Genomic DNA, 21,700 nt, shown 5'->3' on the forward strand with positions numbered 1-21,700 from the left:
CCCGGTGGGCCGACAAATCCCAAACAGGACAGTCGAGAACGTCGGTCAGCCCAAGAGTCAGACCCACCGGCAACGTCACCACGTCACATCCTCACTGTCCGCCCAGCATGATCTTCCACACCCGGGTCGCGACCTGAAGGTTGAGGCGCTCCTCCACGTTCGTGAGGTCATGGCCGCTGAGCTCGCGGATGCGCTGGAGCCGGTAGCGGAGCGTGCTGCGGTGGATCGCGAGGGACGCGGCGGTCTCGGCGTAGTTGCCGCCGCAGTCGAAGTACCGGGACAGGGTCTCCACGAGCGCCGTACGGTGCCGGCCGTCATAGTCGGCGAGCTGTCCGAGCCATTCGTGAACGAACGCCTCCAGCTCCCGGTACTCGTTGCCGGGCCCCAGGATGCGGTAGAGGCCCAGGTCGTCGAAGAACGTCGTGCCGTACCGCTGTCGGGACCGGCGGCGTACCTCCAGGGCACGCAGTGCCTCTTGGTACCGGCCGGGGATGCCGTCCGGGGTGTTGCAACGGGCGCTCACCCCGATCATCCCGTCCCGTGTGCCGGTCTCCCGGGCGAGCGTCTCGTACAGGGCGTGGTCGTGCGGCCTGCCCTCGGCGACCAGCACCACGTGGTCGGAGCGCTGAGTCACCAGCGACGGCATGCCCACGGCCGAAGCCGCCCGGCCCACGGTCCGCGCGAAGGCGTCGTCCGCGGACCGTCCCCTCCACTGCACGACGATCACGTACTGGGTGCGGTGAAGGTCGTGTCCGAGCGCCTCGGACCGGGCGTAGGCGCTCTTCTCGTCCGTGCCCCCCAGAAGATCGTCGACCAATTCGCGGCGCAGTCGCAGTTCGACCTCCGCCAGATGGCGCTGGTGCGACAGTTCCAGGGCGAGTGATGTGGCGGCGTGCTCCAGAGCGAACACGGTGTACTCGTCGGCCTCGCCCCCGGGGTCGAGCAGGGCCAGCACCCCGAGCACCTCACCGCGTGGGCGTATCAGGGAGATGAGCCGGTCCTTGATCCGCACCGGTCCGTCTCTCCTGGCGACCCCCTGGAGCATCTCCTCATGGCGGGCGGGGTCCGGTTCCGGATAGGGGTCGGGTCGGCCAGGACCGGTCCAGGAGCGCAGTCGGCCGAAGCGGTCCTCGACCAGCACGGGAAAACCGGTGAGCGCATGCAGTGCGCCGGTGATGGCCTCCTCGCCGCCGCCCGCGGCCGCGACCCCGGCGAGGGCCTCGTGCACGGCTCGCTGATATCCCCCCTCCACGAGGAGGGAGATCAGCCGCCGCTGGAGGGTTGTTCGTTCCCGTCGCAGTCGGTGCAACTCCAGCGCCTCGTCCTGCTGGCGGCGGTGCGCGACGGCGACCGACAGGGCCGCGGCGGCGAGGCGCACCAGCGCGGTGAGCAGGAAGTGCTGGGCGTGGGTGGGCCGGGAGCCAGAGGTCACCACGAGGTAACCGTGCAGTCCACTGGGTCCCTGCAGGGCCAGTGCCCGGCCCCGTGACCGGCCGGGAACGGACACCGGGCCGTCCGACCCCGTCAGCTCTCGCACCGCCCGGTCGATGGCCGACGCGCGGTCCGGCCCGGCCTGCGGACCGGGCATCAGCCGGCCGTGCCCTCTGAGGTATCCGGCCTCAGCTCTGTACGGGCCGACGGCCGACACATGGTCCATGGCCAGGCGCAGGATCTCGATCTCGTCCCGGGTGTCGAACAGGGCGCGAGAGACCGCCTGCAGCTTGCGGGATGCCAGGGCGGAAAGGGGCGGGCGGGAGCTTCTCCGCAAGATCGTGGGGTGCTGTCCCAGACGGACCGACGGAAGACGGCCTTCCCGGTCGGAACGGCGCCGGTACGTGCTCTGGACCCGGCTGCCGGCCATGTGATCACTCCTGTCCCTGTGGCCTGGAGCGGTGACAGTGACCCTTCCTCGACGACGTCCCGGAGCGAGTACCCGAATGTCCGCAATGCACGTCTCGTGCTCGCGGGGGGACGGGCTCCGTCGTTCTTTGACCTGCCGGGTGCAGGCGTGGAGCTGCGCGGTTCGGGAGTCTGGGGCGTGTCGGGGGCCGCTGTGCACACCGGCAGGAAGGACTGGGCGATGACCGAGCAGCCTCGCAGGCCCGTTGCCGCGTACGAGACGTACCAGGAGGCCGAACGCACCGTCGACCACCTATCGGACCAGGGGTTTCCCGTGGAGAGGGTGGCCATCATCGGCCAGGACGTCCGCCTCGTCGAGCAGGTCGTCGGACGTATGGGCTACGGCCGGGCCGCCCTGCACGGTGCGGCGAGCGGGGCCCTTCCCGGTGCGCTGATCGGCTGGCTCTTCGGCTTGGTCGACTGGGTGGACCCCCTCGTGTCCGCGTTGCTCGTCGCCCTCTACGGCCTGGTGTTCGGGGCGGTCGTGGGCGCGCTGTTCGGCCTGCTGCTGTACGCCCTGCAGCGCGGCCGCCGGGACTTCGCCTCCGTCCGCTCGATGGAGCCCAGTCGGTACGTCGTCGTCGTGGACGAAGCGGTCGCCGACGAGGCCGTACGGCTGCTCGGCGGACTGCGGCCCACCGGCGCCGGCGGACGTCCCGCCCATACCTGAACGATCAGTGCCGGCGCATGCCGCCGCACCGGGAGGAGTTCCTCATGGCCAAGGCAGTGGGCATCGATCTGGGCACCACGAACTCGGTGATCGCCGTGTGGGAGGGCGGCGAGTCCTCCGTCGTGCCCAACACCGAGGGCAACCGTACGACACCGTCGGTGGTGGCCTTCACCGACACCGGGGAGCGGCTGGTGGGCCAGCTGGCCCGGCGCCAGGCGATCCTCAACCCCAAGGGCACCATCTACTCGGCGAAACGGTTCATCGGCCGGCATTTCGACGAGATCTCCGACGAGGCCAGGGCGGTGGCGTACGACGTCGTCGAGGGCGACGGCGGGGCAGCCCGCTTCAAGGTGCGCGACAAGCTGTACGCGCCGGAGGAGATCAGCGCCCAGGTGCTGCGCAAGCTCGCCGACGACGCTTCCAAGCAGCTGGGGGAGCGGGTCACGGAGGCGGTTATCACGGTACCCGCCTACTTCAACGACGCTCAGCGCACCGCCACCAAGGACGCCGGACGGATCGCGGGGCTGGAGGTACTGCGGATCATCAACGAGCCGACCGCGGCTGCCCTCGCGTACGGCATGGACAAGAAGGAGCACGAGACCGTCCTCGTCTTCGACCTGGGCGGCGGCACCTTCGACGTGAGCATTCTCGACGTCGGCGACGGCGTCGTGGAGGTGCGGTCCACGGCCGGTGACAGCCATCTGGGCGGCGACGACTTCGACCGGCGTCTGGTGGATCACCTCGCGGACGGCTTCCAGAAGGAGAACGGCATCGACCTGCGCAAGGACCCGCAGGCGCTGCAACGCCTGTTCGAGGCGGCGGAGAAGGCCAAGACGGAGCTCAGTTCGGTGACGCAGACGCAGGTCAGCCTGCCGTTCATCACCGCCGACGCCTCCGGCCCGAAGCACCTCACCGACTCCGTCATGCGGTCCACCTTCGAGCAGATCACCGGTGACCTGGTGAAGCGATGCCTGGGACCGGTGCAGCAGGCCATGTCCGACGCCAAGGTGGGCGAGAGCGACATCGACGAGGTCATCCTCGTCGGCGGTTCCACCCGCGTCCCCGCCGTCCAGGCGCTGGTGCGCCGGCTGACCGGCGGCAAGGAACCCAACATGAGCGTCAACCCCGACGAGGTCGTGGCCCTGGGCGCCGCGATCCAGGCCGGGGTGCTCAAGGGCGAGGTCAAGGACGTCCTGCTGCTCGATGTCACGCCCCTGTCGCTGGGTGTGGAGACGCGCGGCGGCGTGATGACGAAGATCATTGAGCGGAATACCACCATTCCGGTGCGTCGCACCGAGACCTTCTCCACCGCCGACGACAACCAGCCCGCCGTCGACATCGTCGTCCTCCAGGGCGAACGCGAACTGGCCGCCGACAACCGGGTGCTCGGCCGTTTCCAGCTCACCGACATCCGCCCGGCGCCGCGCGGCGAGCCACAGATCGAGGTCACCTTCGACATCGACGCGAACGGCATTCTCAACGTCAGGGCCCGGGACCGGGACACCGGCAAGGAACAGGGCATCACCATCACCGAGAGCTCCAACCTGGACCGCAGTGAGGTCGAGCGCATGGTCCAGGAGGCCGAGCGCAACCAGGGCCAGGACCGGGCTCTGCGCGAGGCCGTCGATGCCCGCAACGAACTCGACGCCGTGGCGTACCAGGTCGAGAAGCGCCTCGCCGAGCTGGGTGACGCCGCACTCGCGCACGAGAAGGCACGCGCCGAGATGCTGGTGTCGGATGCCCGGGCGGCAGTCAAGGAGGAGGCAGGCGTGGAACGGGTGCGGCCCCTGACCTCCGAACTCCAGCAGGTCCTTTCCGGACTGGCGACCCATCACGGCGGCGCCACCACAGGCGGTCCCGACCAGGACACCACCGGCGGCGGCCCGAGCGGCGGCGGCCCGAGCGGCGGCGGGGACGACGACGTCATCGATGCCGAGTTCGACAAGGACTGAGGAACCGTCATGCCGATCCACCCCAGGGAACCCGACCCGGCCGTGCCGGACCCGGCCGACCAGGCTCCGGAGAGCGCCGTACGCCCTCCCGGAGGGGATCTTCCGCCCTCGGGCCCGCCGGCCGGGCCGGGGTCCGACACGGACGAGGAACCCGGCCCCGACGCGTCCCGCGGTGGCTCCGAACCCTCCGAGGAGGAGCAGCACACGGCCGAGCTCCGGGAACTCGAGGACCGCTGGCGGCGCGCACTCGCCGACCTCGACAACCTCCGCAAGCGCCACGCCCGGGAACTGGAGCGCGAGCGGGCGGCCGAGCGGTCCCGCACGGCGGCCGCCTTCCTGCCCGTCCTGGACAACCTCGAACTCGCGCTGTCCCACGCCGGATCCGACCCCGACGCCATCGTCGAGGGCGTCCGGGCGGTCCGCGACCAGGCGGTGAACGTCCTTGAACTGCTCGGTTACCCGCGGCACGCCGAGACCGGCGTCGCCTTCGACCCGGCCTGGCACGAGGTGGTCGGCGTCGTCAACGACCCGGACGCTCCACCGGGCACCGTCGTCGAGGTGCTGCGCCCGGGCTACGGGGACGGCGAACGCCAGCTCCGCCCTGCCGCCGTCACGGTCGCGAAGCGGGAGTGACCCGTCATGGCACAGGACTTCTACCAGGTGCTGGGCGTGTCACGGACCGCGAGCCAGGACGAGATCCAGCAGGCGTACCGCAAACTCGCCCGCAAGCACCACCCCGACGTCAACAAGGACCCGGGGGCGGAGGAACGCTTCAAGGACCTCAACGAGGCGTACAGCGTCCTGTCGGACCCCAGGACCCGGGCCCGCTACGACCGCTTCGGCGAGGACTTCCGGAACGTCCCCGAGGACTGGGAGGAGCGGGTCGGCGCTGGACGCGGCGGCGGCTTCCGCGCTCGCAGGACCGCGGGTGCGGGCGGCCCCCGTGTCCGGTACACCGGCTTCGGCGACGACTTCGCAGCGGAGGGCGTCGACATCGACGACCTGCTCGGCTCGCTCTTCGGAGCAGGCGCCGCCCGCGGCGGTGTACCGGGGGCCGACCAGGAGGCCGAGCTGCCGCTCACCGTCGAGGAGGCGTACCGGGGCGGCCGCCGCACCGTCACGCTCGCCGGTCCCAACGGGCAGCCGCGGCGGTACGACGTCGATGTACCGCCCGGCGTCACCGCAGGCCAGCGCATCCGGCTGGCGGGCGAGGGCGGACGGGGCAGTGGTGACGCCGCCGCGGGAGACCTGTACCTGCGGGTCCGCATCCAGCCGCACCCCCGGTTCCGGCTGGACGGCCGGGACGTGTACGTGCAGCTTCCGGTCACCCCCTGGGAGGCCGCGCTGGGCGCCACGGTTCCGGTGCCCACCCCCGGCGGCGGCACGGCCAAGGTCACGGTGCCCGCGGGCTCGTCCAGCGGCCGGCGGCTGCGGCTGCGCGGCGAGGGCATGCCGAACCCGCGCGGCGCCGACGGCAACCTCTACGCCGAACTCCGCGTGATGGTGCCGCCCAAGCTCAACGACCGGGAGCGCGAGCTGTTCGAGGAGCTCGCCGCCACCTCTTCGTACGATCCCAGGAGGACGTCATGAGCGACCGACCCTCATGGTGGGTGACCGGTGGCGGGACCGCCCGGGCCGACGCGGGCGGGCCTCCCGTACGGACGAGCGCCGGCTCCACGGCCGTGCGGTACGCGCTCGTCCCCGTGCCCAGGCTCTCCCTGGACACCGTGGCCCGCCGCGCCGGCGTCCATCCCGACCTGGTCCGCCGGTTCGTCGCCCTGGGCCTGGTCGACGCCGAGCGCGACGCCGCGGGGCGCCTGGTGTTCGACTCAGACGCCCCGGCGGTTCTCGCCCGCATCCAGCGACTGCGCTCCGGTCTGTGTCTCAACTACGCATCCATCGGCCTGGTGCTCGATCTGCTGGACCGCATCACCCTGCTCGAAGCCGCACTGCGCCGCGCCGGTCAGAGGAGTGACATACCGCCATGGACATGAACCGTCTCACCCAGAAGTCACAGGAAGCGCTCCAGGAGGCGCAGATCGCCGCCGTCCGCATGGGACAGACCGAGGTCGATGGTGAGCATCTCCTGCTCGCGCTCCTCGACCAGGAGGACGGCCTGATCCCGCGGCTGCTGAGCCAGGCGGGCAGGGAGCCGGAGGGACTCCGTGCGGCTGTGCGTGAGGAACTTTCCCGCCGACCCAAGGTGACCGGTCCTGGCGCGGCGCCGGGCCAGGTGTTCGTCACCCAGCGCCTGTCCCGGCTGCTGGACGCGGCCGAGCGGGAGGCCAAACGCCTCAAGGACGAGTACGTCTCCGTGGAACACCTCCTGCTGGCCCTGGCCGAGGAGGGCTCGTCCACCGCCGCCGGACGGCTGCTCAAGGAGCACGGCATCACCCGGGACTCGTTCCTGAGCGCGCTCACCCAGATCCGCGGTAACCAGCGCGTCACCTCGGCCAACCCCGAAGTGGCGTACGAGGCACTGGAGAAGTACGGCCGCGACCTGGTGGCCGAGGCCCGGGACGGCAAGCTGGACCCGGTCATCGGCCGCGACGCCGAGATCCGCCGCGTCACCCAGATCCTCAGCCGCAAGTCCAAGAACAACCCGGTCCTCATCGGCGACCCCGGCGTCGGCAAGACCGCCATCGTCGAGGGCCTCGCCCAGCGCATCGTCCGCGGCGACGTACCCGAAGGACTGCGCGACAAGACCGTGTTCGCACTCGACATGGGCTCTCTGGTGGCCGGGGCGAAGTACCGGGGCGAGTTCGAGGAACGCCTCAAGGCCGTGCTGTCCGAGGTGAAGGCCGCCCAGGGGCACATCCTGCTCTTCGTCGACGAACTCCACACCGTCGTGGGCGCCGGCGCCGCCGAAGGAGCCATGGACGCGGGCAACATGCTCAAGCCGATGCTCGCCCGCGGCGAACTCCACATGATCGGCGCCACCACCCTCGACGAGTACCGCAAGCACATCGAGAAGGACGCCGCCTTCGAACGCCGCTTCCAGCAGGTCCTGGTCGAAGAGCCGAGCGTGGAGGACACCATCTCCATCCTGCGCGGACTGCGCGAACGCCTGGAGATCTTCCACGGCGTGAAGATCCAGGACACCGCGCTGGTGTCCGCGGCCACCCTCAGCCACCGCTACATCACCGACCGGTTCCTGCCCGACAAGGCCATCGACCTCGTCGACGAGGCCTGCGCCCGGCTGCGTACCGAGATCGACTCCATGCCCGCCGAACTCGACGAGATCACCCGCCGCGTCACGCGACTGGAGATCGAGGAGGCGGCACTGTCCAAGGAGACCGATCCCGCCAGCAAGGCCCGCCTGGAGGAGCTGCGCAGGGAACTGGCCGACCTGCGCGGCGAGGCCGACGCCAAGCACGCCCAGTGGGAGGCGGAACGGCAGGCGATCCGCCGCGTGCAGGGGCTGCGCCAGGAACTGGAACAGGTCCGCCACGAGGCGGAGGAGGCAGAACGCGCCTACGACCTCAACCGCGCCGCCGAACTCCGCTACGGCCGCCTCCAGGACCTGGAACGCCGGCTGGCGGCCGAGGAGGAGCAACTTGCCGCGAAGCAGGGGCAGAAACGGCTGCTCCGCGAGGTCGTCACCGAGGAGGAGATCGCCGACATCGTCGCTGCCTGGACCGGCATCCCCGTCAGCCGCCTGAAGGAGGGCGAACGCGAGAAGCTGCTGCGCCTCGACGAAATCCTGCGCGAGCGCGTCATCGGCCAGGACGAGGCCGTCCAACTCGTCGCCGACGCCATCATCCGCGCCCGCTCCGGCATCCGCGACCCCCGCCGCCCGATCGGCTCGTTCATCTTCCTCGGCCCCACCGGCGTGGGGAAGACCGAGCTGGCCAAGACCCTCGCCCGGGCCCTGTTCGACTCCGAGGAGAACATGGTGCGCCTCGACATGAGTGAGTACCAGGAGCGGCACACCGTCAGCCGGCTCATGGGCGCGCCGCCCGGATACGTCGGCTACGAGGAGGGCGGTCAGCTCACCGAGGCCGTACGCCGCAAGCCGTACTCGGTGGTGCTGTTCGACGAGATCGAGAAGGCCCACACCGAAGTCTTCAACACCCTGCTGCAGGTCCTCGATGACGGCCGCATCACCGACGCCCAGGGCCGTACGGTCGACTTCCGCAACACCGTGATCATCATGACGTCCAACATCGGCTCCCAGCACCTCCTCGACGGCGCCACCGCCGACGGTGAGGTCAAGCCGGACGCCCGCGCCCTGGTGATGGGCGAACTGCGCGGGCACTTCCGTCCGGAGTTCCTCAACCGCGTCGACGACATCGTGCTGTTCAAGCCGCTCGGTGAGCGGCAGATCGAGCGGATCGTGGAGCTGCAGTTCGACGAGCTGAGGCAGCGCCTCGCCGAACGCCGCATCGCCGTCGAACTCACCGACGAAGCACGGGAGCTGATCGCCCACCAGGGTTACGACCCGGTGTACGGGGCCCGGCCGCTGCGGCGCTACATCTCCCACGAGGTCGAGACGCTGGTCGGGCGCGCCCTGCTGCGCGGCGACGTACAGGACGGCGCGAAGGTCCGCGTCGACGCCGCGCACGGAGAGCTGGTGGTCACCTACGACCTGCCCGAGGACGAGAAGGGAGCGCGGGCGGCATGAGTACCCTGCACGCCACCCACGTCACCTGCCCGCACTGCGGGCGCACCAACCGGGTGCCCGCGGCCGCCGAGGGCCGCCCCCAATGCGCCAACTGCAAGCAGCCTCTGCCGTGGACGGCCGAGGCGGGTGACGACGACTTCACCGAGGTCGCCGAGCAGGCCACCGTTCCTGTCGTGGTCGACCTGTGGGCCACCTGGTGCGGCCCCTGCCGCATGGTGAGCCCGGCGCTGGAGAAGGTCGCCGCCGATCTCGCGGGAAAGATCAAACTGGTCAAGGTCGACATCGACAAGAACCCGCGCCTCGCGCAGCGCTTCGAGGTCCAGGCAGTACCGACGCTGCTGATCCTCGACATGGGACAGACCATCGCCCGGCAGGCGGGGGCTGCACCCGCCCCTGCCCTGCGGCGATGGGTGGAGCAGTCGATCGCCGGCCGCGGACCGGCCGGGAAAGGATGACCGGCCATGACCGTACGGACCGACCCCCACCTCGCCCTCGTACGCCCCGTGACCCCGCGCACCGCGGGATGCGAGGAATGCCTGGCCACGCGTTCCCCCTGGCTCCACCTCAGGCTCTGCCCGACCTGCGGCCACGTCGGCTGCTGCGACTCCTCGCCGAACCGGCACGCCCGCCGTCACGCCGCCGCCGACGGCCACTCGGTCGCCGCGTCGCTGGAGCCCGGCGAGAACTGGCGGTGGTGCTTCGTCCACGAGGCGTTCGTGTGATGCCCGGCGTCTTCGCCGCCGGCGACGTCCGCAGCGGCTCGGTGAAACGCGTGGCCTCCGCGGTCGGCGACGGCGCGATGAGCATCCACTTCGTGCACCGCTACCTGGGCCACACGGTCGAGCCCGGCGGCACCGACAACTCCCCGCAGACCCGTCCGAAGGAGTCCGCTTGGCTCGCATGACACCAAGGGGACGACGAGATCACCAGAAGGAGAAGGAGGCGATGGGAATGGCCACGCCCGTCCGGCACCACCGAGGTGCCGCAACGCAGGCCAGGCCGCTCGGCTGGGCCCGCAATCCGCTGACGGAGTTCGACCAGCTGCTCAGCGAGATGAGCGGGCTGATCGAATCCACGGTGGGAGGCGCGGCGACCGCAGTCGCGTGGACACCCCTGGCTGATGTCACGGAATCCGACGACGCCTTCCACGTCGAGATCGAACTCCCCGGCGTCAAGAGCAAGGACATCGACGTCGAGGCGAGCGGCCAGGAGCTGGTGGTCACCGGAGAGATCAAGGAAAAGGAACGCAAAGGCGTCCTGCGCCGGAGCACCCGCCGCACCGGGGCCTTCGAGTACCGGCTGCGGCTGCCCGGAGAGGTCGACACCGAGAAGATCAGCGCGCAGATGTCGGACGGCGTGCTCACCATCACCGTCCCCAAGGCCGAGGTCGCAAAGCCCCGGCACGTCGAGATCAGCGAGACGAGTGAAAGCACCGGGAGCAACGGCTGACGCGAACGCCGCGGTTCCGGACACCCGTCCGGAACCGCGGCCGGGCCGCCGAGCCGCGACATCGGGGGTGAGTCATGAAGGACGTCCCGCATCACGAGCCCTCACGCGGTGGAGATCCGCCACCGGACTCCTTGCGGCGCCGCAGGCGCCAGGTGCGCAGCAGCCGGAGAGGGAGCATGCCCAGCGGTGTTCGCCGGCCCATGTCCGCCAGGTCCTCGCGGTCGAATGCCCGTGCGTAACGCTCGGCGTCCTGGGGCGTCGGATACCGCTTGGTTCCCTTCGCTCCGCACTCCCGCGCGCAACGCCAGAGCATCGTGTCGCCTTCATGAAGAAAGCGATAACGGTGTCCGAGAAAGTGGCAGCGCAGCACAGAAGAACACCTTAGGCGGACCGGCCCACTCCGGCCTGTTCTGTCCCTCAGCGAACAGACCATGGCCCTGAACGAGGAGGCATGGCATGACCACCACCGCCGAGCTCGGTGTCGTCACCACCAAAGTCCCCGCCCGGCTCGACCGGCTGCCGTGGTCCCGATTCCATTGGCGGATCGTCATCGGTCTTGGAACCGTCTGGATTCTGGACGGACTCGAAGTGACGATCGTCGGGGCGGTCGCCGCCCGGATGACCGAGCCGGGCAGTGGCATCAACCTGACCAGTGCCGACATCGGGACTGCCGCCGCCATCTACGTGGCAGGCGCATGCGTGGGCGCTCTCCTGTTCGGGAGGCTCACCGACCGCTACGGGCGCAAGAAGCTGTTCATGCTTACGCTCGGCATCTACATCCTCGCCACCGTCGCGACCGCATTCGCGCACGACGCCTGGTTCCTCTACCTCGCCCGCTTCGTCACCGGTATGGGCATCGGCGGAGAGTACGCCGCGATCAACTCGGCCATCGACGAGCTGATTCCGGCCCGCAACCGCGGGCAGGTGGATCTGGCCATCAACGGCAGCTACTGGATCGGTGCGGCGCTCGGCAGCCTGGTCGCCGTGCTACTTCTCAACGAGAATCTGCTGGCCGACAACCTCGGCTGGCGGTTGGCCTTCGGCCTGGGCGGCCTCCTGGGCCTGGGCATCATGCTGGTACGCCAACATGTGCCGGAGAGCCCACGCTGGCTGTTCATCCACGGGAAGGAAGCCGAGGCGGAACGCATCGTCGACCGGATCGAGGCCGAGGTGCGCCAAGAGACCCAGCGCGAGCTGCCGGAACCGGGCGAGGCGGTGACCGTACGGCAGCGCGACGTCATCCCGTTCAGGGAGATCGCCGGCGTGGCGGTCCGGCGGTACCCGCGTCGCGCCGTTCTCGGTCTGGCGCTCTTCGTCGGACAGGCGTTCCTGTACAACGCGATCGTCTTCGACCTGGGCACGATTCTGAACGGCTTCTTCGACATCGGATCGGGCTCGGTCCCCTACTTCCTGGCCCTCTTCGCCATCGCCAACTTCCTCGGGCCACTCCTCCTCGGCCGGCTGTTCGACACCGTGGGCAGAAAGCCGATGATCGCGGGCACCTACTTCGGCTCGGCCGTCGTGGCAGCCGTCCTCGCCGTCTTGCTGGTCAACGGCTCCCTGACGGCATGGGGGTTCTTCCTGCTGGTCTCGCTGACCTTCTTCGTGGCCTCCGCGGGAGCGAGCTCCGCCTACCTGACGGTGAGCGAGGTCTTCCCCATGGAGACCCGGGCCCTGTCCATCTCGCTGTTCTTCGCGATCGGCACGGCCGTGGGCGGAATCACCGGCCCGCTGCTGTTCGGCCATCTGATTCACAGTGGCGACGCGGACCTGGTGGCCATCGGATTCCTGGTCGGAGCGGCAGCCATGGCGCTGGGCGGGCTGGCCGAGGTCTTCTTCGGTGTCCGGGCCGAACAACAGTCTCTGGAGAACATCGCCCGGCCGCTCACCGCTGAGGAAGCCGAGGCCGCCTGGCGCAACGAGCCCGCGCCGCAGGACGCCCGGGACCGCAGCCGGCCCGAGCGCGATCGGCGGGCCGCCGACGAACGGGAACAGCGGATCGCCGACCGCACCGCCCGCCGCCGGGAGCGGGAGCGCACGGGAGCCCGCCGCTACCGTCCGGGCACCGGATCGGGCAGCAGGATGTATTCGCCGGGGATGGCCGGCACCGCGGGAACGGCAAGCCGTACGTCCGCCGTGGCCGAACAACACCTCGACGACGAGGTCGAACAGATTACCCAGGCGCTCCAGGAATCCGGTCCGACGAGCCGCGACCAACTCGAACAGGCCGTGGGCGGCCGTTCCTGGGGCCCCGGACGATTCCGCCGTGCACTGCGTGAGTCCGAGCGGGAGGCCAGGATCAAGGGCGTCGGTGAGGGCAGCTATGCGCCGACAGACGGACGCGACCGGTCCGGCAGCGCGCCGGACGACCCCCATGACCAACGGTAACCAGCACAGAAGAAGGCAGCAATGAAGTATGACGAATTCCTCGCCCGGGTACGCGAGCGAGGCGAGTACAAGGATCAGGACGAAGCCGCGAACGTCACCAAGGCCGTGCTGGAAGTGCTGGCCCAGCGGATCAGCCCCGGAGAGGTCAGGGACCTGGCATCCCAGCTGCCCGGCCCGCTGGGACAATTTCTGCACCATGCCACGCCGCAGCAGGCGCAGAGCTTCGGGATCGAGGAATTCCACCGCCGGGTCGCCGAGCGCACCAACGCCCGGCCGCGTACGGCGCAGTGGGACGCCAGCGCGGTCCTGACCACCGTTGCCGACGCTGTCACCGGCGGAGAACTGAATCAGATCATCAGCCAGCTCCCCTCGAGCTACGCGGTCCTGTTCGGCAAGGCCGACCTCGCGGACTGAGCCCGAGGCACCCCGGAATGAAAGGCCCACACAAATGGTTGAAACAGGTTTCTCCTCGTTCGACACCATGGTGGACAAGGCCAATCGGCTCCTCAGGGAGGTCGAGGAGGCCTTCGGATGGCCCAAGGAACGGCGTAAGCAGTCCTACGCGGCGCTGCGGGCAGTGCTGCACCCGCTCCGGGACCGTCTCCCGGTCGAGACGGCCGTACAGTTCGGCGCCCAGTTGCCGACCATCGTCAGGGGCGTCTACTACGACGGTTGGAAACCGGCCGAAGCGCCGGTGAGGATGAACAATGAGGAGTTCCTGGCACGGGTCCGGAGCGAATTCCCCTACGCGGTCGAGGGTGGCACCGAGAAGCTGGTCCGCACCGTCCTGAAGACTCTGGCGCTTCATGTGAGCGCCGGCGAATGGGAGCACCTCAAATCCCGGGTGCCGAACTCGTTCGCCGCGCTCCTGCCGTGACCCGGCGAAGGAGGACCTGCTCGGTCATCCACCGTTGCGGTCGCGGGACGAGGGCCCGGCCGGGCGCAGCGTTGCGGCGGGACCGCCTCGACGGTGCTTCCGGGAGACCGGGGCAACGCCACGCCGGGAATTCACCCACGCAGCGCGTGCGGCGTGGAGCCGGACGGCGCCGGCGCCCCGGTGCCGTCCGGCTCCTTCCGTCACGGATCGGGGGGCTGCCACTCGAACAGCAGGATCGTGGCGTCGTCGCTGAGTGTGTTGTGCCGGTGGTCGAGGATGGCATGGATGAGCAGGCGCAGGACCTCCGGGGCGTTCTGCCCCGCTGCGGTCGACCGGATGATGTAGTCGGTGAAGCGCTCCAGGCCGAACTCCTCGCCCGCCTCGTTGCGTGACTCGACGACGCCGTCCGAGTAGAGCAGTATGCGGTCACCGGGTTCGAGGCTGACCTCGTGCACCTGACGGGCGGTCCCGGCGAGACGTGCGGGCAGGCCCAACGGAGGCTCGGGCGGCCGCTCCAGTGCCTTGTGGAGCAGGCGGTGGCGACGGATGAGCAACGGAGGCGGGTGACCGCAGTTGCACCATCTCAGCACACCTGTGGGCATGTGCAGTTGGGTGAAGACACCCGTGCAGAACTGATCTGGTAGCCACTTCGCCAGCGCATCGTCCACGGTGCCCACGAGTTCGTTCAGGCCTGCCCCGCTGCGCCGGGCGTTACGGCAGCCTGCCATGGCGACAGCGGTGGACAGTCCGGACGCCAGATCGTGCCCCATGCCGTCAAGGACTGTGGTGTGCAGGATGTCCTCGGTGAACACGTGGTCGAAGGCATCGCCACCCAGTTCGTACGCAGGCTCCAGAGTCGCCGTCGAGACAACCCGCCCGGTGCCGATCGACCGGGGAGGGAGAAAGGCACTCACCATCTCCGTGGGCAGATGCATCGGCCTGGTACGCATGCGCTGCGCGATGGTGTCGCTGTAGGTGCGCTTGGAGGTGATGATCAACGCGAGGAGCAACGCCGTCGTCCGGCAGCGCCGCAGTCTGAGCCCGTCCAGGGTGTCCGTGGTCAGTTCCAGAACGCCCAGCCGTTCCGCTCCGTCGGCGAGGGGCAGCCATACGTTCAGCTCTCCGGACGGGGTTTCCTCCACCCGGAGAGAGTTGGTGCGGTAGGTCCATCCTGCCAGCGACGTGTCGAGGTCCAGATCCGGCCCGCCCTCGACGAACGGCACCAGCAGTCTCTGCTGGATGTCGACCAGGTAGATCGCTGCTGTCCCCAGGCCCATGGCCTCGGCATACCGGTTCACGACGACGGGCAGTTCCGCGGGTGATGCCAGCTGGGCCGCCCTGACGAATTCCTCCAGCAGCAGCTCCCCCGACCCGACGGACGCGTTCCTGTCCATGCGTTCGATGATCCCCGCGACGACGAGCCGCCACAAACCGAGCGCTCCGATCCCTGAGACGTCGGGTCGGCCTCACCCATCCGGGAGGTGTCCTCCCGGATGGGTGAGGCCTCGGGAACGGCCCGCGACACCATTCACCCGGAGGATCGTGCGGAGCCACGCACACCGCACACCGGTCCGCCGCGACAAGCCGACGGGGCCCGCCGCGGTCCCGGCCGAGCGCACCTGCCGACTGCGTGCACCGTCCGTCCCGAGTCACCCGGCGCGGCCTCGGGCGCCGTGCTTCACCGCCGGACGCGTCATGACGTGGACGTGACGCTGCGGCGCGGGTCCCGGACCGCCTGGCGCTGCCGGCGGACGTCGCAACCGCCCCTCACAGAAGCAGGTCGAAGACGGCTCGGGCTTCGTCCCAGTGCTGGGTCTGGGGGTTCTTCAGGTCGGGGTGGAGGATCTTGAAGCTCTGGGCAAGGGCGAGGCTGAGTCCGCCGATGATGTCCGGATAGGCCGCCTCGGTGTCCTGGTCGGGCGTGCGGTCGAGAGCGGGGTGGGTGGCAAGCTGTTCGAGGATCGGCTTGAGTTCTACGTCCTCGTCGATCGTCCGGAAGCGATGAATGCTCTCCTGCAGGCCCTTGGTGATCGGCAGGTCGCTGGTCCGGATGATGTCGCGTCCGTTGGCCTTGGCTGTGGCCTGGGCGACGGTCAGCAGATCGTAGAGCTTGGCGTCGACGAAGTCGCTGTAACGCTTGAGATCGTTCTTGTCGACGTTCAGCCCCGCGGCCGCACGGAAGAACCTCTCGAACCTGGCGACGGACATCACGGTCATGATGGCAACCTCCGGCTGCGGGCGCCGGGGCGGCTCCCAGCCCCCTGTCTTTCGGCCAGCGTGACCGATGGGGCGCGGGAACACATGCGCATGCCGGGCCCAACCGATCCACCCCGTATTGTCCCGCCAGGCCCAGGAGGCCGACTGCCCGGGGAGCCGAGCGGGCGGTGGACACCGCGTCGCGGAGCGGCCCGCGTCACGGGGTGCCTCCCCTGAGGCGCTGCCGGCAAGGACGGACGGGGCGGTGGCGACCTGCCGGGAAACACCAGGGGAGGCCGTCGACGGCAGCCGGGGCCGGTGGTCGCGGACCATCCCGCCGGACAGCCGCAACCGCGTGCCGGCCCGGCAACCCGGCGGCAGGGATCCGACGCGTCACGTGGCGACGACGCCGGTCCAGGGGCATCCTGTGGGCACCTTACGGTCGTGGGGCAGCCGACGAGAGAGGACCAGCCATGCCGAAGCCGTCGCAGGGCGATACGGTCGTGGCTCTCCTGGCGGATCCGGACGCGCCGACGGAGATCGCTCAGCGCTTGGCCCGGAAACTTCCTGACCGGCTCGCCAGAAAGGCGGGCAAGGGACGACGGTTCGACGTCAGGGTGGTCAGCGGCCCGTCACCGCGGGGACCGAGGACCCGCCCACCGTGATGCGCCGGATCATGGAACGCGCAGAGGTGGAGGACTGGGACGTCGTCGTGGCCCTCACCGACCTTCCGCTGCACTCGCACGGACGCAAACTCGTGGTGGATCTGAACTACGAACACGGCCTGGCGTTGCTGTCCCTTCCCTCGCTGGGGGGCTGGCGGCTGCAGACGAGGGCGCAGAGGGCCGTGGAGGAAGCAGTGCTCGACCTGGCGGGCCCGCGGGCCGCCGGGGCCGAGGGAGAACCGCGAGGCGCACCGCCGCAGCAGCCCTTCGTCGATCCTCTCGCGCCGGTCCGTCCAGACCCGGTCGACGAGGACGAGACCGCCGATCTTCGGTACACCACCGGCGGGCCCCGCGGCTACCTGAGGGTGCTCGGCGGCATGGTCCGGGCCAACCGGCCGTGGCGGCTGGTGCCGGGCCTGTCGAAAGCCCTGGCGGCCGCACTCGCCACGGGAGCGATCGCCACCGTGAACGCCACCGTCTGGAGCCTGGCCGCGTCCCTGAGTACCACGCGTCTCGTGATCGCCATGGTCGGATCCGTCGCACTCATGATCGGCTGGCTGATCGTGGACGCGCACCTGTGGCATCGGACAGCGGAGATCTCCCCGGAGGCGAGGAGGAGGGCGGCTCTGTACAACGCCTCGACGGTCGTGACCGTGGGGATCGGGGTGCTCGTCTGCTACGTCGGATTGCTGGTCATCAACTTGGTGTGGGCGCTTTTCATCCTCAACGACCAGGTGTTCGCCTTCATGACGCGAATCCCGTTGCACGCCACGGAGTACCTGACGCTCGCCTGGTTCGTCGCTTCGGTCGCCAGTGGTGCGGCGGCCTGCCTGGTCGGGGCACTTCTGGCCCTTCGCGAAGGCCATGTTCTCTTCACCCGTTCGGATCTCATTTCGCTCGCGACCATCGCCATCCTGACCGTCGTCGCGGCGTTCCTCAACCGGATGTTCGCACGCGAGCGGGAACAGCTGAGAACGTCCCGCGAGGTGGCGGAGGCCGTCCAGCGCGCGGTGCTGCCGACCGTGCCCGACCGTGTCCGGGGGCTGGGCCGTCGCCACCCGGTACCAGGGCTGCCCAGGAAGAGGCCCTGATCGGCGGCGGCCGTGGTGCCCTCCGGGGGCCCGTCCGAGGAGGGATCGGCGTGCCCCGCTCCACGGTGTACGGGCACCTCGACAAGGCCAAGACCGTTCCGCGTCAGCCGAAGAAGACCACGGTCACGAAGCCCTGAAATCTACTGGCGGGTTACTTGTTCCCTGGTGTCCGGGCTAGGGCTCCGGGGCCGTGTGGGAGGGGCGGCCCGCTTCGCCACCGACGCACACCAGAGGCCGGGGTTCAATGCGGGGATGCCCACCTCGCTGTCAGGACGGTCTCTGAACGAACTTCCACACCTTGAGAACATGCTCCCGCTCCCAGTAGTCGTCGGGCAGGAGCTTGGTCGCCAGCGCCGGGCTGGGCTCCCGGCGCAGGGCGATGATGCCGCCGTCCTCGGTGGTGGTGGCCATCTGGAAGAGGCGGGTGCACAGGCTGCTGAGCGCGCCGAAGAAGGCGAAGCCCTGCCGGGCGTGGTGCGCGGCGGTTTCTTCGCCGACATCGGGGGCGAAGTCGTAGTCGAACCTGACCATGCGCCCGGCGCTGTCGGTCTGTGTCCTTTGCCTGGGCATCCAGCCGCTGTGCAGCGCAAGGAACCAGGCCAGGTGCCATTCGAGGGGGTCGGTGATGACCTCGCCATCACTGCTCCACTCCACGCCGGAGACGGCGACCTGCCGCTCACCATCCTCCGCTTCCGGGCCGGTGGACGGCCGCTCCTGCTCGGGGTCGAAGAGAACGGAGAGCGTCAACGGCGGTTTCCCTGCCAGTTGGGCGTCGCCCAGGAGCGCCATCTCGTTGCCTTTGAGGGCGGAGAAGATGCTCAACTGCCGGTACCGCCCGGCCTCCTCGAAACGGGAGGGGTCGACCAGGGTCCACAGGTTCGGCCCGGCCCAGTGGTGGGCGTACAGCAGGCGACCGCCGGTCGCGCGGGCGTAGGCCTGGGCGGCGGCCATGTCCTCAGCCCGCACTCTGGTCCTTCCTTCCGCACCGGGCTTGACGGACTTGACCTCGACCAAGAGCACGGTGTTGTCGCGCAGCACGATCCTGAAGTCGGGCGGCAGGAGGCTGCCGTCGGTGTCGTCGAAGTAGTACTGCCCGGCGTCCTCGGTTTTGATCAATCGGATGGCGCCCAGAGTCACGGCCACTGCTTCGAAGGCGTACTGCGTCCAGTGCCCCTGCAGCCGGGAGGGGTTGTCCAGCGACCGCTGCAGCGCGGCGCTGAAGGCGTCGGCGGTCTCCGGGTGCCGGTCCCGCAGGAGCGATGGGGTGTGGTCGTCCGGTGGTTCGGGCAGCGCCAGTTCGATCAAGGGCAGGACCTCGATGCCCAACTCACCCTTCCGTCCCCGCCTCAGCGCCACGGCACGGCCCCCTCTCCCTGGTGTGTCCAGCTCCCGCATGCTCCCACCGCCGCGGCAGAGGGGTCATGTGTTTTCGGGCGGGTCGGAAGAGCGCTGTTCGCGGTCCCGCAGGACGGAGGCGATTCGTGCGTCAAGGCTGTGGGAGCCGTGAGCACGTCAGATTCCCTGATCAAAACCCGCAGCGGTCGATCTCCGGAAGGCCGGCCAGGCCGGTGTCGAGCATGATGCGCTCGACGGCGGAACGCATGGGGCGGGCTGATGGTGTCCTCTCCGGTGTGGCGGGGCGGGCCGGTCCCGGCAAGGGGCGGAGTGGTGGTGGGCGCCCGATGGTGGTCGCGGCCGGCGATCGGCCCGTGCCGCCTCCGGCCTGTGCCACAGTGGCCGGGGACCGGCGGGCAAGGCACGAGAGGCGGGCATCGTGCGGCGTGACCGAGAGCCTCCGGTGCTGCGGGAGAAGAGCCGTGCCCCGGGGGCACCGCGGCTGTCGCCGAACATGGAAGGGGCGGCGCCGCTCCGGACCACCCGCCGCACCATATGCCCAAGATTTTGTGGTGGCCGATTGGGGGTGCGGGTGATGGGAACTCCGCATTCACGCGAGAGCGCGGGCCCGAGGAGCGGTGAGAGGTGGGCGGAGCGATGAGTGCGGCCGATGCGGTGCCGGAGATGGTCTTGCTGCGGGCGGTGTTCGATCACCTGGGGGCCGGGGTGTACGCCACGGACACCTCCGGTCGCGTCATCGCCGCCAACCCCCTTGCCGGACAGCTCGTGGGCCGTCCGGCGGCACAGACCCTCGGCCAGGACCTGCACGACCTGCTGTGCCGGGCGGTGGACGGCACGACCCTCCCCCGCGAGAAGTGCCGGATCCACACGGCGACCGATGCGGCGATCGCCGACAGCCGTCCGGACGAGGGCAGCAAGGAGTTCTTTCTGCGGGACGACGGCACCTTGATGGCGGTCATCTGGGCGGTCACCCCCCTGCGCTTGGAGGGGCGGACGGCCGGTGCGGTGCTGGTCTTCCGCGACTACAGCACCCGCCGGGCAGCCCAGGAGGAGATAGCGGCGTACCTGGCGGCGCTGGAGGAGCTGACCGCCCGGCTGAACCTGATCTCCGAGATCTCTGCGGTGCTCGTCTCCACCCTGGAGACCCGTGAGGTGCTGCGGCGGACCAGCCGCCTGCTGGTGCCGGAGCTGGCCGACTGGGCCGCGGTGGACCTGCGCACCGAAGAGGCCGGACCGGTGTGGCGCGTCGCGGTCCACCACTGCGGCGACCCCGATGTGGCCCAGGCGCTTGAAGGGCCCCTGCCGCCGCCACCGCCCGGCTCGGCCCTGGCACGCGCGCTGCGCGGCGCCCAGCCGGTGCTGCTGGATGCCGACGACCTCGCCCTGGAGACCGACAGGCCGCTCGCCACGGCCGCCCACCGGGACCTGTTCGACCGGCTCGGGGGGCACTCGGCCATCGTGGTGGGGCTGCCCAGCCGGCGGAAGGTGTTCGGCGCGCTGACGGTGGCCCGCACCGCCGACTCCCCGCCCTACGCCGACGCCGAGGTCGCGGTGCTCGCCGACATCGGCCGACGGGCCGGGCCGGCGGTCGACAACGCCCAGTTTTTCGTCCAGCAGCGCCACGTCGCCGAGACCATGCAGCGGAACCTCCTCGCTCCCCTGCCGCATGCGGACAACCTGCGTCTCGCCGCCCGCTACCGGCCCGCCGGGGCCGTCACCGAGGTCGGTGGCGACTGGTACGACGCCTTCGTGCTGGCCGACGGCGTCACCGTGCTGGTCATCGGGGACGTGGTCGGCCACGACCTGCAAGCGGCCGCCCACATGGCCGAACTCCGCAACATGCTGCGCGGCCTGGCCTGGAACCACGAAGGGCCGCCCAGCATGATCATGCGGCACCTCGACGACGCGATGACCCACACCAGCAGCGCGCCGATGGCCACCGCCTTCCTCGCCCGCGTCGAAGGCCCCGAAGGCGGCCCGTTGCGCCTGCACTGGACCAACGCCGGACACCCTCCGCCCCTGCTGACCTCCGCAGACGGCCACGCCCGCTACCTCGAAGACAACCCCGACCCCCCCGCTGGGCATGAGTGCCACCCTGGACCTGGGCCTGCCCCGGCACGACGTCATCGACCCCCTGCCGCCCGAGTCCACCCTCCTGCTCTACACCGACGGCCTGGTGGAAGACCGCACCCGCCCCCTCGACTTCGGCATGGCCCGGCTCCGCCTGCGGGCCTCCACCCTGGCCGGCAGCGACGTGGAAGACTTCTGCGACCAACTGCTGGAACTCATCGCCCCCGCCGACGACGACGACGTCGCCCTGCTCGCCCTGCGCGTGCCCCCGGCCGGCGATGTGTCCGGTCGTCTCGTTGACCTGCGGCGATGAGTGATCGGGTCGCACGTGGTGAGTTGTTCGGCCACAGCTGTCCGCTGTTGTGCGGGGGGGGTGTCCCAACTCTGCTTCGTGGGGTGGGTGGTTGATCGCCCGCTCGTTGTGAGTTCACGCCGCGGCGCTCCGATGCGCCGGTGGCCTCCT

At 70.0% G+C, this 21,700-nt stretch carries 18 protein-coding genes and 3 pseudogenes; 16 read left to right on the plus strand and 5 right to left on the minus strand.

The features are described 5' to 3' along the window. Window positions 1-91 precede the first annotated feature (91 nt). On the minus strand, window positions 92-1,861 hold the full coding sequence (locus IF47_RS0116635) for a PucR family transcriptional regulator (protein ID WP_031509585.1): 1,770 nt from the start codon (window positions 1,859-1,861) through the stop codon (window positions 92-94). A 219-nt stretch (window positions 1,862-2,080) separates the two neighbouring features. Between IF47_RS0116635 and IF47_RS0116640 the strand changes: the two genes are divergently transcribed. From IF47_RS0116640 to IF47_RS0116685, 10 genes and pseudogenes are all read left to right on the plus strand, one after another. Further along, a complete protein-coding gene (locus IF47_RS0116640) occupies window positions 2,081-2,569 on the plus strand; it encodes a general stress protein (RefSeq protein ID WP_051717793.1) in 489 nt (162 codons plus the stop codon). A gap of 44 nt (window positions 2,570-2,613) precedes the next feature. Further along, the gene (gene dnaK, locus IF47_RS0116645; RefSeq protein ID WP_031509587.1) at window positions 2,614-4,521 is read left to right on the plus strand and encodes a molecular chaperone DnaK; all 1,908 of its coding nucleotides are present in this window, start codon (window positions 2,614-2,616) and stop codon (window positions 4,519-4,521) included. Between the two features lie 9 nt (window positions 4,522-4,530). Continuing rightward, window positions 4,531-5,154, plus strand: coding sequence for a nucleotide exchange factor GrpE (locus IF47_RS0116650; protein ID WP_031509588.1), 624 nt, complete (start codon window positions 4,531-4,533; stop codon window positions 5,152-5,154). 6 nt (window positions 5,155-5,160) lie between these two features. After that, window positions 5,161-6,111 carry a DnaJ C-terminal domain-containing protein gene (locus IF47_RS0116655; protein ID WP_031509589.1) on the plus strand — a complete coding sequence of 317 codons (951 nt, stop codon included), beginning with the start codon at window positions 5,161-5,163 and terminating at the stop codon, window positions 6,109-6,111. Continuing rightward, window positions 6,108-6,515 (plus strand): chaperone modulator CbpM, encoded by a 408-nt coding sequence (locus IF47_RS0116660; RefSeq protein WP_031509590.1) that lies wholly within the window; start codon window positions 6,108-6,110, stop codon window positions 6,513-6,515. The genes IF47_RS0116655 and IF47_RS0116660 overlap by 4 nt, the downstream gene beginning before the upstream one ends. Continuing rightward, complete coding sequence (clpB, locus tag IF47_RS0116665) at window positions 6,506-9,145, plus strand: ATP-dependent chaperone ClpB (RefSeq protein ID WP_031509591.1); 2,640 nt, start codon at window positions 6,506-6,508, stop codon at window positions 9,143-9,145. The genes IF47_RS0116660 and clpB overlap by 10 nt, the downstream gene beginning before the upstream one ends. Continuing rightward, the gene (gene trxA / locus IF47_RS0116670; RefSeq protein ID WP_031509592.1) at window positions 9,142-9,600 is read left to right on the plus strand and encodes a thioredoxin; all 459 of its coding nucleotides are present in this window, start codon (window positions 9,142-9,144) and stop codon (window positions 9,598-9,600) included. The genes clpB and trxA overlap by 4 nt, the downstream gene beginning before the upstream one ends. A 6-nt stretch (window positions 9,601-9,606) precedes the next feature. Continuing rightward, on the plus strand, window positions 9,607-9,867 hold the full coding sequence (locus IF47_RS0116675; RefSeq protein WP_031509593.1) for a UBP-type zinc finger domain-containing protein: 261 nt from the start codon (window positions 9,607-9,609) through the stop codon (window positions 9,865-9,867). Further along, a pseudogene (locus IF47_RS0116680) lies at window positions 9,867-10,049 on the plus strand (cyclic nucleotide-binding protein); the annotation flags it as partial. The gene IF47_RS0116675 and the pseudogene IF47_RS0116680, both read left to right, overlap by 1 nt. A 47-nt stretch (window positions 10,050-10,096) precedes the next feature. Then, window positions 10,097-10,594: an Hsp20/alpha crystallin family protein gene (locus IF47_RS0116685; RefSeq protein ID WP_031509595.1), complete on the plus strand. Its 498-nt coding sequence runs from the start codon at window positions 10,097-10,099 to the stop codon at window positions 10,592-10,594. 91 nt (window positions 10,595-10,685) lie between these two features. Here IF47_RS0116685 and IF47_RS29540 read toward each other — a convergent pair whose 3' ends face one another. Further along, window positions 10,686-10,907 (minus strand): hypothetical protein, encoded by a 222-nt coding sequence (locus IF47_RS29540; RefSeq protein WP_078591897.1) that lies wholly within the window; start codon window positions 10,905-10,907, stop codon window positions 10,686-10,688. A 143-nt stretch (window positions 10,908-11,050) separates the two neighbouring features. Here IF47_RS29540 and IF47_RS0116690 point away from each other — a divergent pair, with 143 nt between their 5' ends. From IF47_RS0116690 to IF47_RS0116700, 3 genes are read left to right on the plus strand one after another with little or no spacing between them, the layout of a single operon-like run. Then, on the plus strand, window positions 11,051-12,982 hold the full coding sequence (locus tag IF47_RS0116690; protein WP_031509596.1) for an MFS transporter: 1,932 nt from the start codon (window positions 11,051-11,053) through the stop codon (window positions 12,980-12,982). Between the two features lie 21 nt (window positions 12,983-13,003). Next, window positions 13,004-13,396: a DUF2267 domain-containing protein gene (locus tag IF47_RS0116695; RefSeq protein WP_031509597.1), complete on the plus strand. Its 393-nt coding sequence runs from the start codon at window positions 13,004-13,006 to the stop codon at window positions 13,394-13,396. A 34-nt stretch (window positions 13,397-13,430) separates the two neighbouring features. After that, complete coding sequence (locus IF47_RS0116700) at window positions 13,431-13,859, plus strand: DUF2267 domain-containing protein (protein WP_031509598.1); 429 nt, start codon at window positions 13,431-13,433, stop codon at window positions 13,857-13,859. Between the two features lie 200 nt (window positions 13,860-14,059). On the opposite strand, the gene IF47_RS0116705 is transcribed toward IF47_RS0116700, so the two are convergent. Next, on the minus strand, window positions 14,060-15,253 hold the full coding sequence (locus IF47_RS0116705; protein WP_031509599.1) for a PP2C family protein-serine/threonine phosphatase: 1,194 nt from the start codon (window positions 15,251-15,253) through the stop codon (window positions 14,060-14,062). Between the two features lie 373 nt (window positions 15,254-15,626). Continuing rightward, complete coding sequence (locus IF47_RS0116710; protein ID WP_031509600.1) at window positions 15,627-16,076, minus strand: DUF1931 family protein; 450 nt, start codon at window positions 16,074-16,076, stop codon at window positions 15,627-15,629. Window positions 16,077-16,528: 452 nt separating this feature from the next. Here IF47_RS0116710 and IF47_RS27920 point away from each other — a divergent pair. Next, window positions 16,529-17,547: pseudogene (locus IF47_RS27920) on the plus strand (hypothetical protein); the annotation flags it as partial. A 531-nt stretch (window positions 17,548-18,078) separates the two neighbouring features. On the opposite strand, the gene IF47_RS0116725 reads toward IF47_RS27920, so the two are convergent. Continuing rightward, complete coding sequence (locus IF47_RS0116725) at window positions 18,079-19,167, minus strand: hypothetical protein (RefSeq protein ID WP_157839987.1); 1,089 nt, start codon at window positions 19,165-19,167, stop codon at window positions 18,079-18,081. A 663-nt stretch (window positions 19,168-19,830) separates the two neighbouring features. Between IF47_RS0116725 and IF47_RS27925 the strand changes: the two are divergent. Beyond that, window positions 19,831-21,156 (plus strand): annotated as a pseudogene (locus tag IF47_RS27925) (SpoIIE family protein phosphatase); the annotation flags it as partial. A gap of 94 nt (window positions 21,157-21,250) precedes the next feature. Next, a complete protein-coding gene (locus tag IF47_RS32140; protein ID WP_425423603.1) occupies window positions 21,251-21,550 on the plus strand; it encodes a SpoIIE family protein phosphatase in 300 nt (99 codons plus the stop codon). The last annotated feature ends 150 nt before the right edge of the window (window positions 21,551-21,700 follow it).

Source organism: Streptomyces megasporus, from assembly GCF_000718985.1.
GTDB classification, from domain to species: domain Bacteria; phylum Actinomycetota; class Actinomycetes; order Streptomycetales; family Streptomycetaceae; genus Streptomyces; species Streptomyces megasporus.

Coding starts and splice junctions, on each gene's coding strand:
- dnaK (WP_031509587.1), top strand. CDS start 2,614: ATGGCCAAGGCAGTGGGCATCGATCTGGGCACCACGAACTCGGTGATC.
- IF47_RS0116660 (WP_031509590.1), top strand. CDS start 6,108: ATGAGCGACCGACCCTCATGGTGGGTGACCGGTGGCGGGACCGCCCGG.
- IF47_RS0116640 (WP_051717793.1), top strand. CDS start 2,081: ATGACCGAGCAGCCTCGCAGGCCCGTTGCCGCGTACGAGACGTACCAG.
- IF47_RS29540 (WP_078591897.1), bottom strand. CDS start 10,907: ATGCTCTGGCGTTGCGCGCGGGAGTGCGGAGCGAAGGGAACCAAGCGG.
- clpB (WP_031509591.1), top strand. CDS start 6,506: ATGGACATGAACCGTCTCACCCAGAAGTCACAGGAAGCGCTCCAGGAG.
- IF47_RS0116705 (WP_031509599.1), bottom strand. CDS start 15,253: ATGGACAGGAACGCGTCCGTCGGGTCGGGGGAGCTGCTGCTGGAGGAA.
- IF47_RS0116710 (WP_031509600.1), bottom strand. CDS start 16,076: ATGACCGTGATGTCCGTCGCCAGGTTCGAGAGGTTCTTCCGTGCGGCC.
- trxA (WP_031509592.1), top strand. CDS start 9,142: ATGAGTACCCTGCACGCCACCCACGTCACCTGCCCGCACTGCGGGCGC.
- IF47_RS0116675 (WP_031509593.1), top strand. CDS start 9,607: ATGACCGTACGGACCGACCCCCACCTCGCCCTCGTACGCCCCGTGACC.
- IF47_RS0116695 (WP_031509597.1), top strand. CDS start 13,004: ATGAAGTATGACGAATTCCTCGCCCGGGTACGCGAGCGAGGCGAGTAC.
- IF47_RS0116700 (WP_031509598.1), top strand. CDS start 13,431: ATGGTTGAAACAGGTTTCTCCTCGTTCGACACCATGGTGGACAAGGCC.
- IF47_RS0116655 (WP_031509589.1), top strand. CDS start 5,161: ATGGCACAGGACTTCTACCAGGTGCTGGGCGTGTCACGGACCGCGAGC.
- IF47_RS32140 (WP_425423603.1), top strand. CDS start 21,251: ATGAGTGCCACCCTGGACCTGGGCCTGCCCCGGCACGACGTCATCGAC.
- IF47_RS0116635 (WP_031509585.1), bottom strand. CDS start 1,861: ATGGCCGGCAGCCGGGTCCAGAGCACGTACCGGCGCCGTTCCGACCGG.
- IF47_RS0116650 (WP_031509588.1), top strand. CDS start 4,531: ATGCCGATCCACCCCAGGGAACCCGACCCGGCCGTGCCGGACCCGGCC.
- IF47_RS0116690 (WP_031509596.1), top strand. CDS start 11,051: ATGACCACCACCGCCGAGCTCGGTGTCGTCACCACCAAAGTCCCCGCC.
- IF47_RS0116685 (WP_031509595.1), top strand. CDS start 10,097: ATGGCCACGCCCGTCCGGCACCACCGAGGTGCCGCAACGCAGGCCAGG.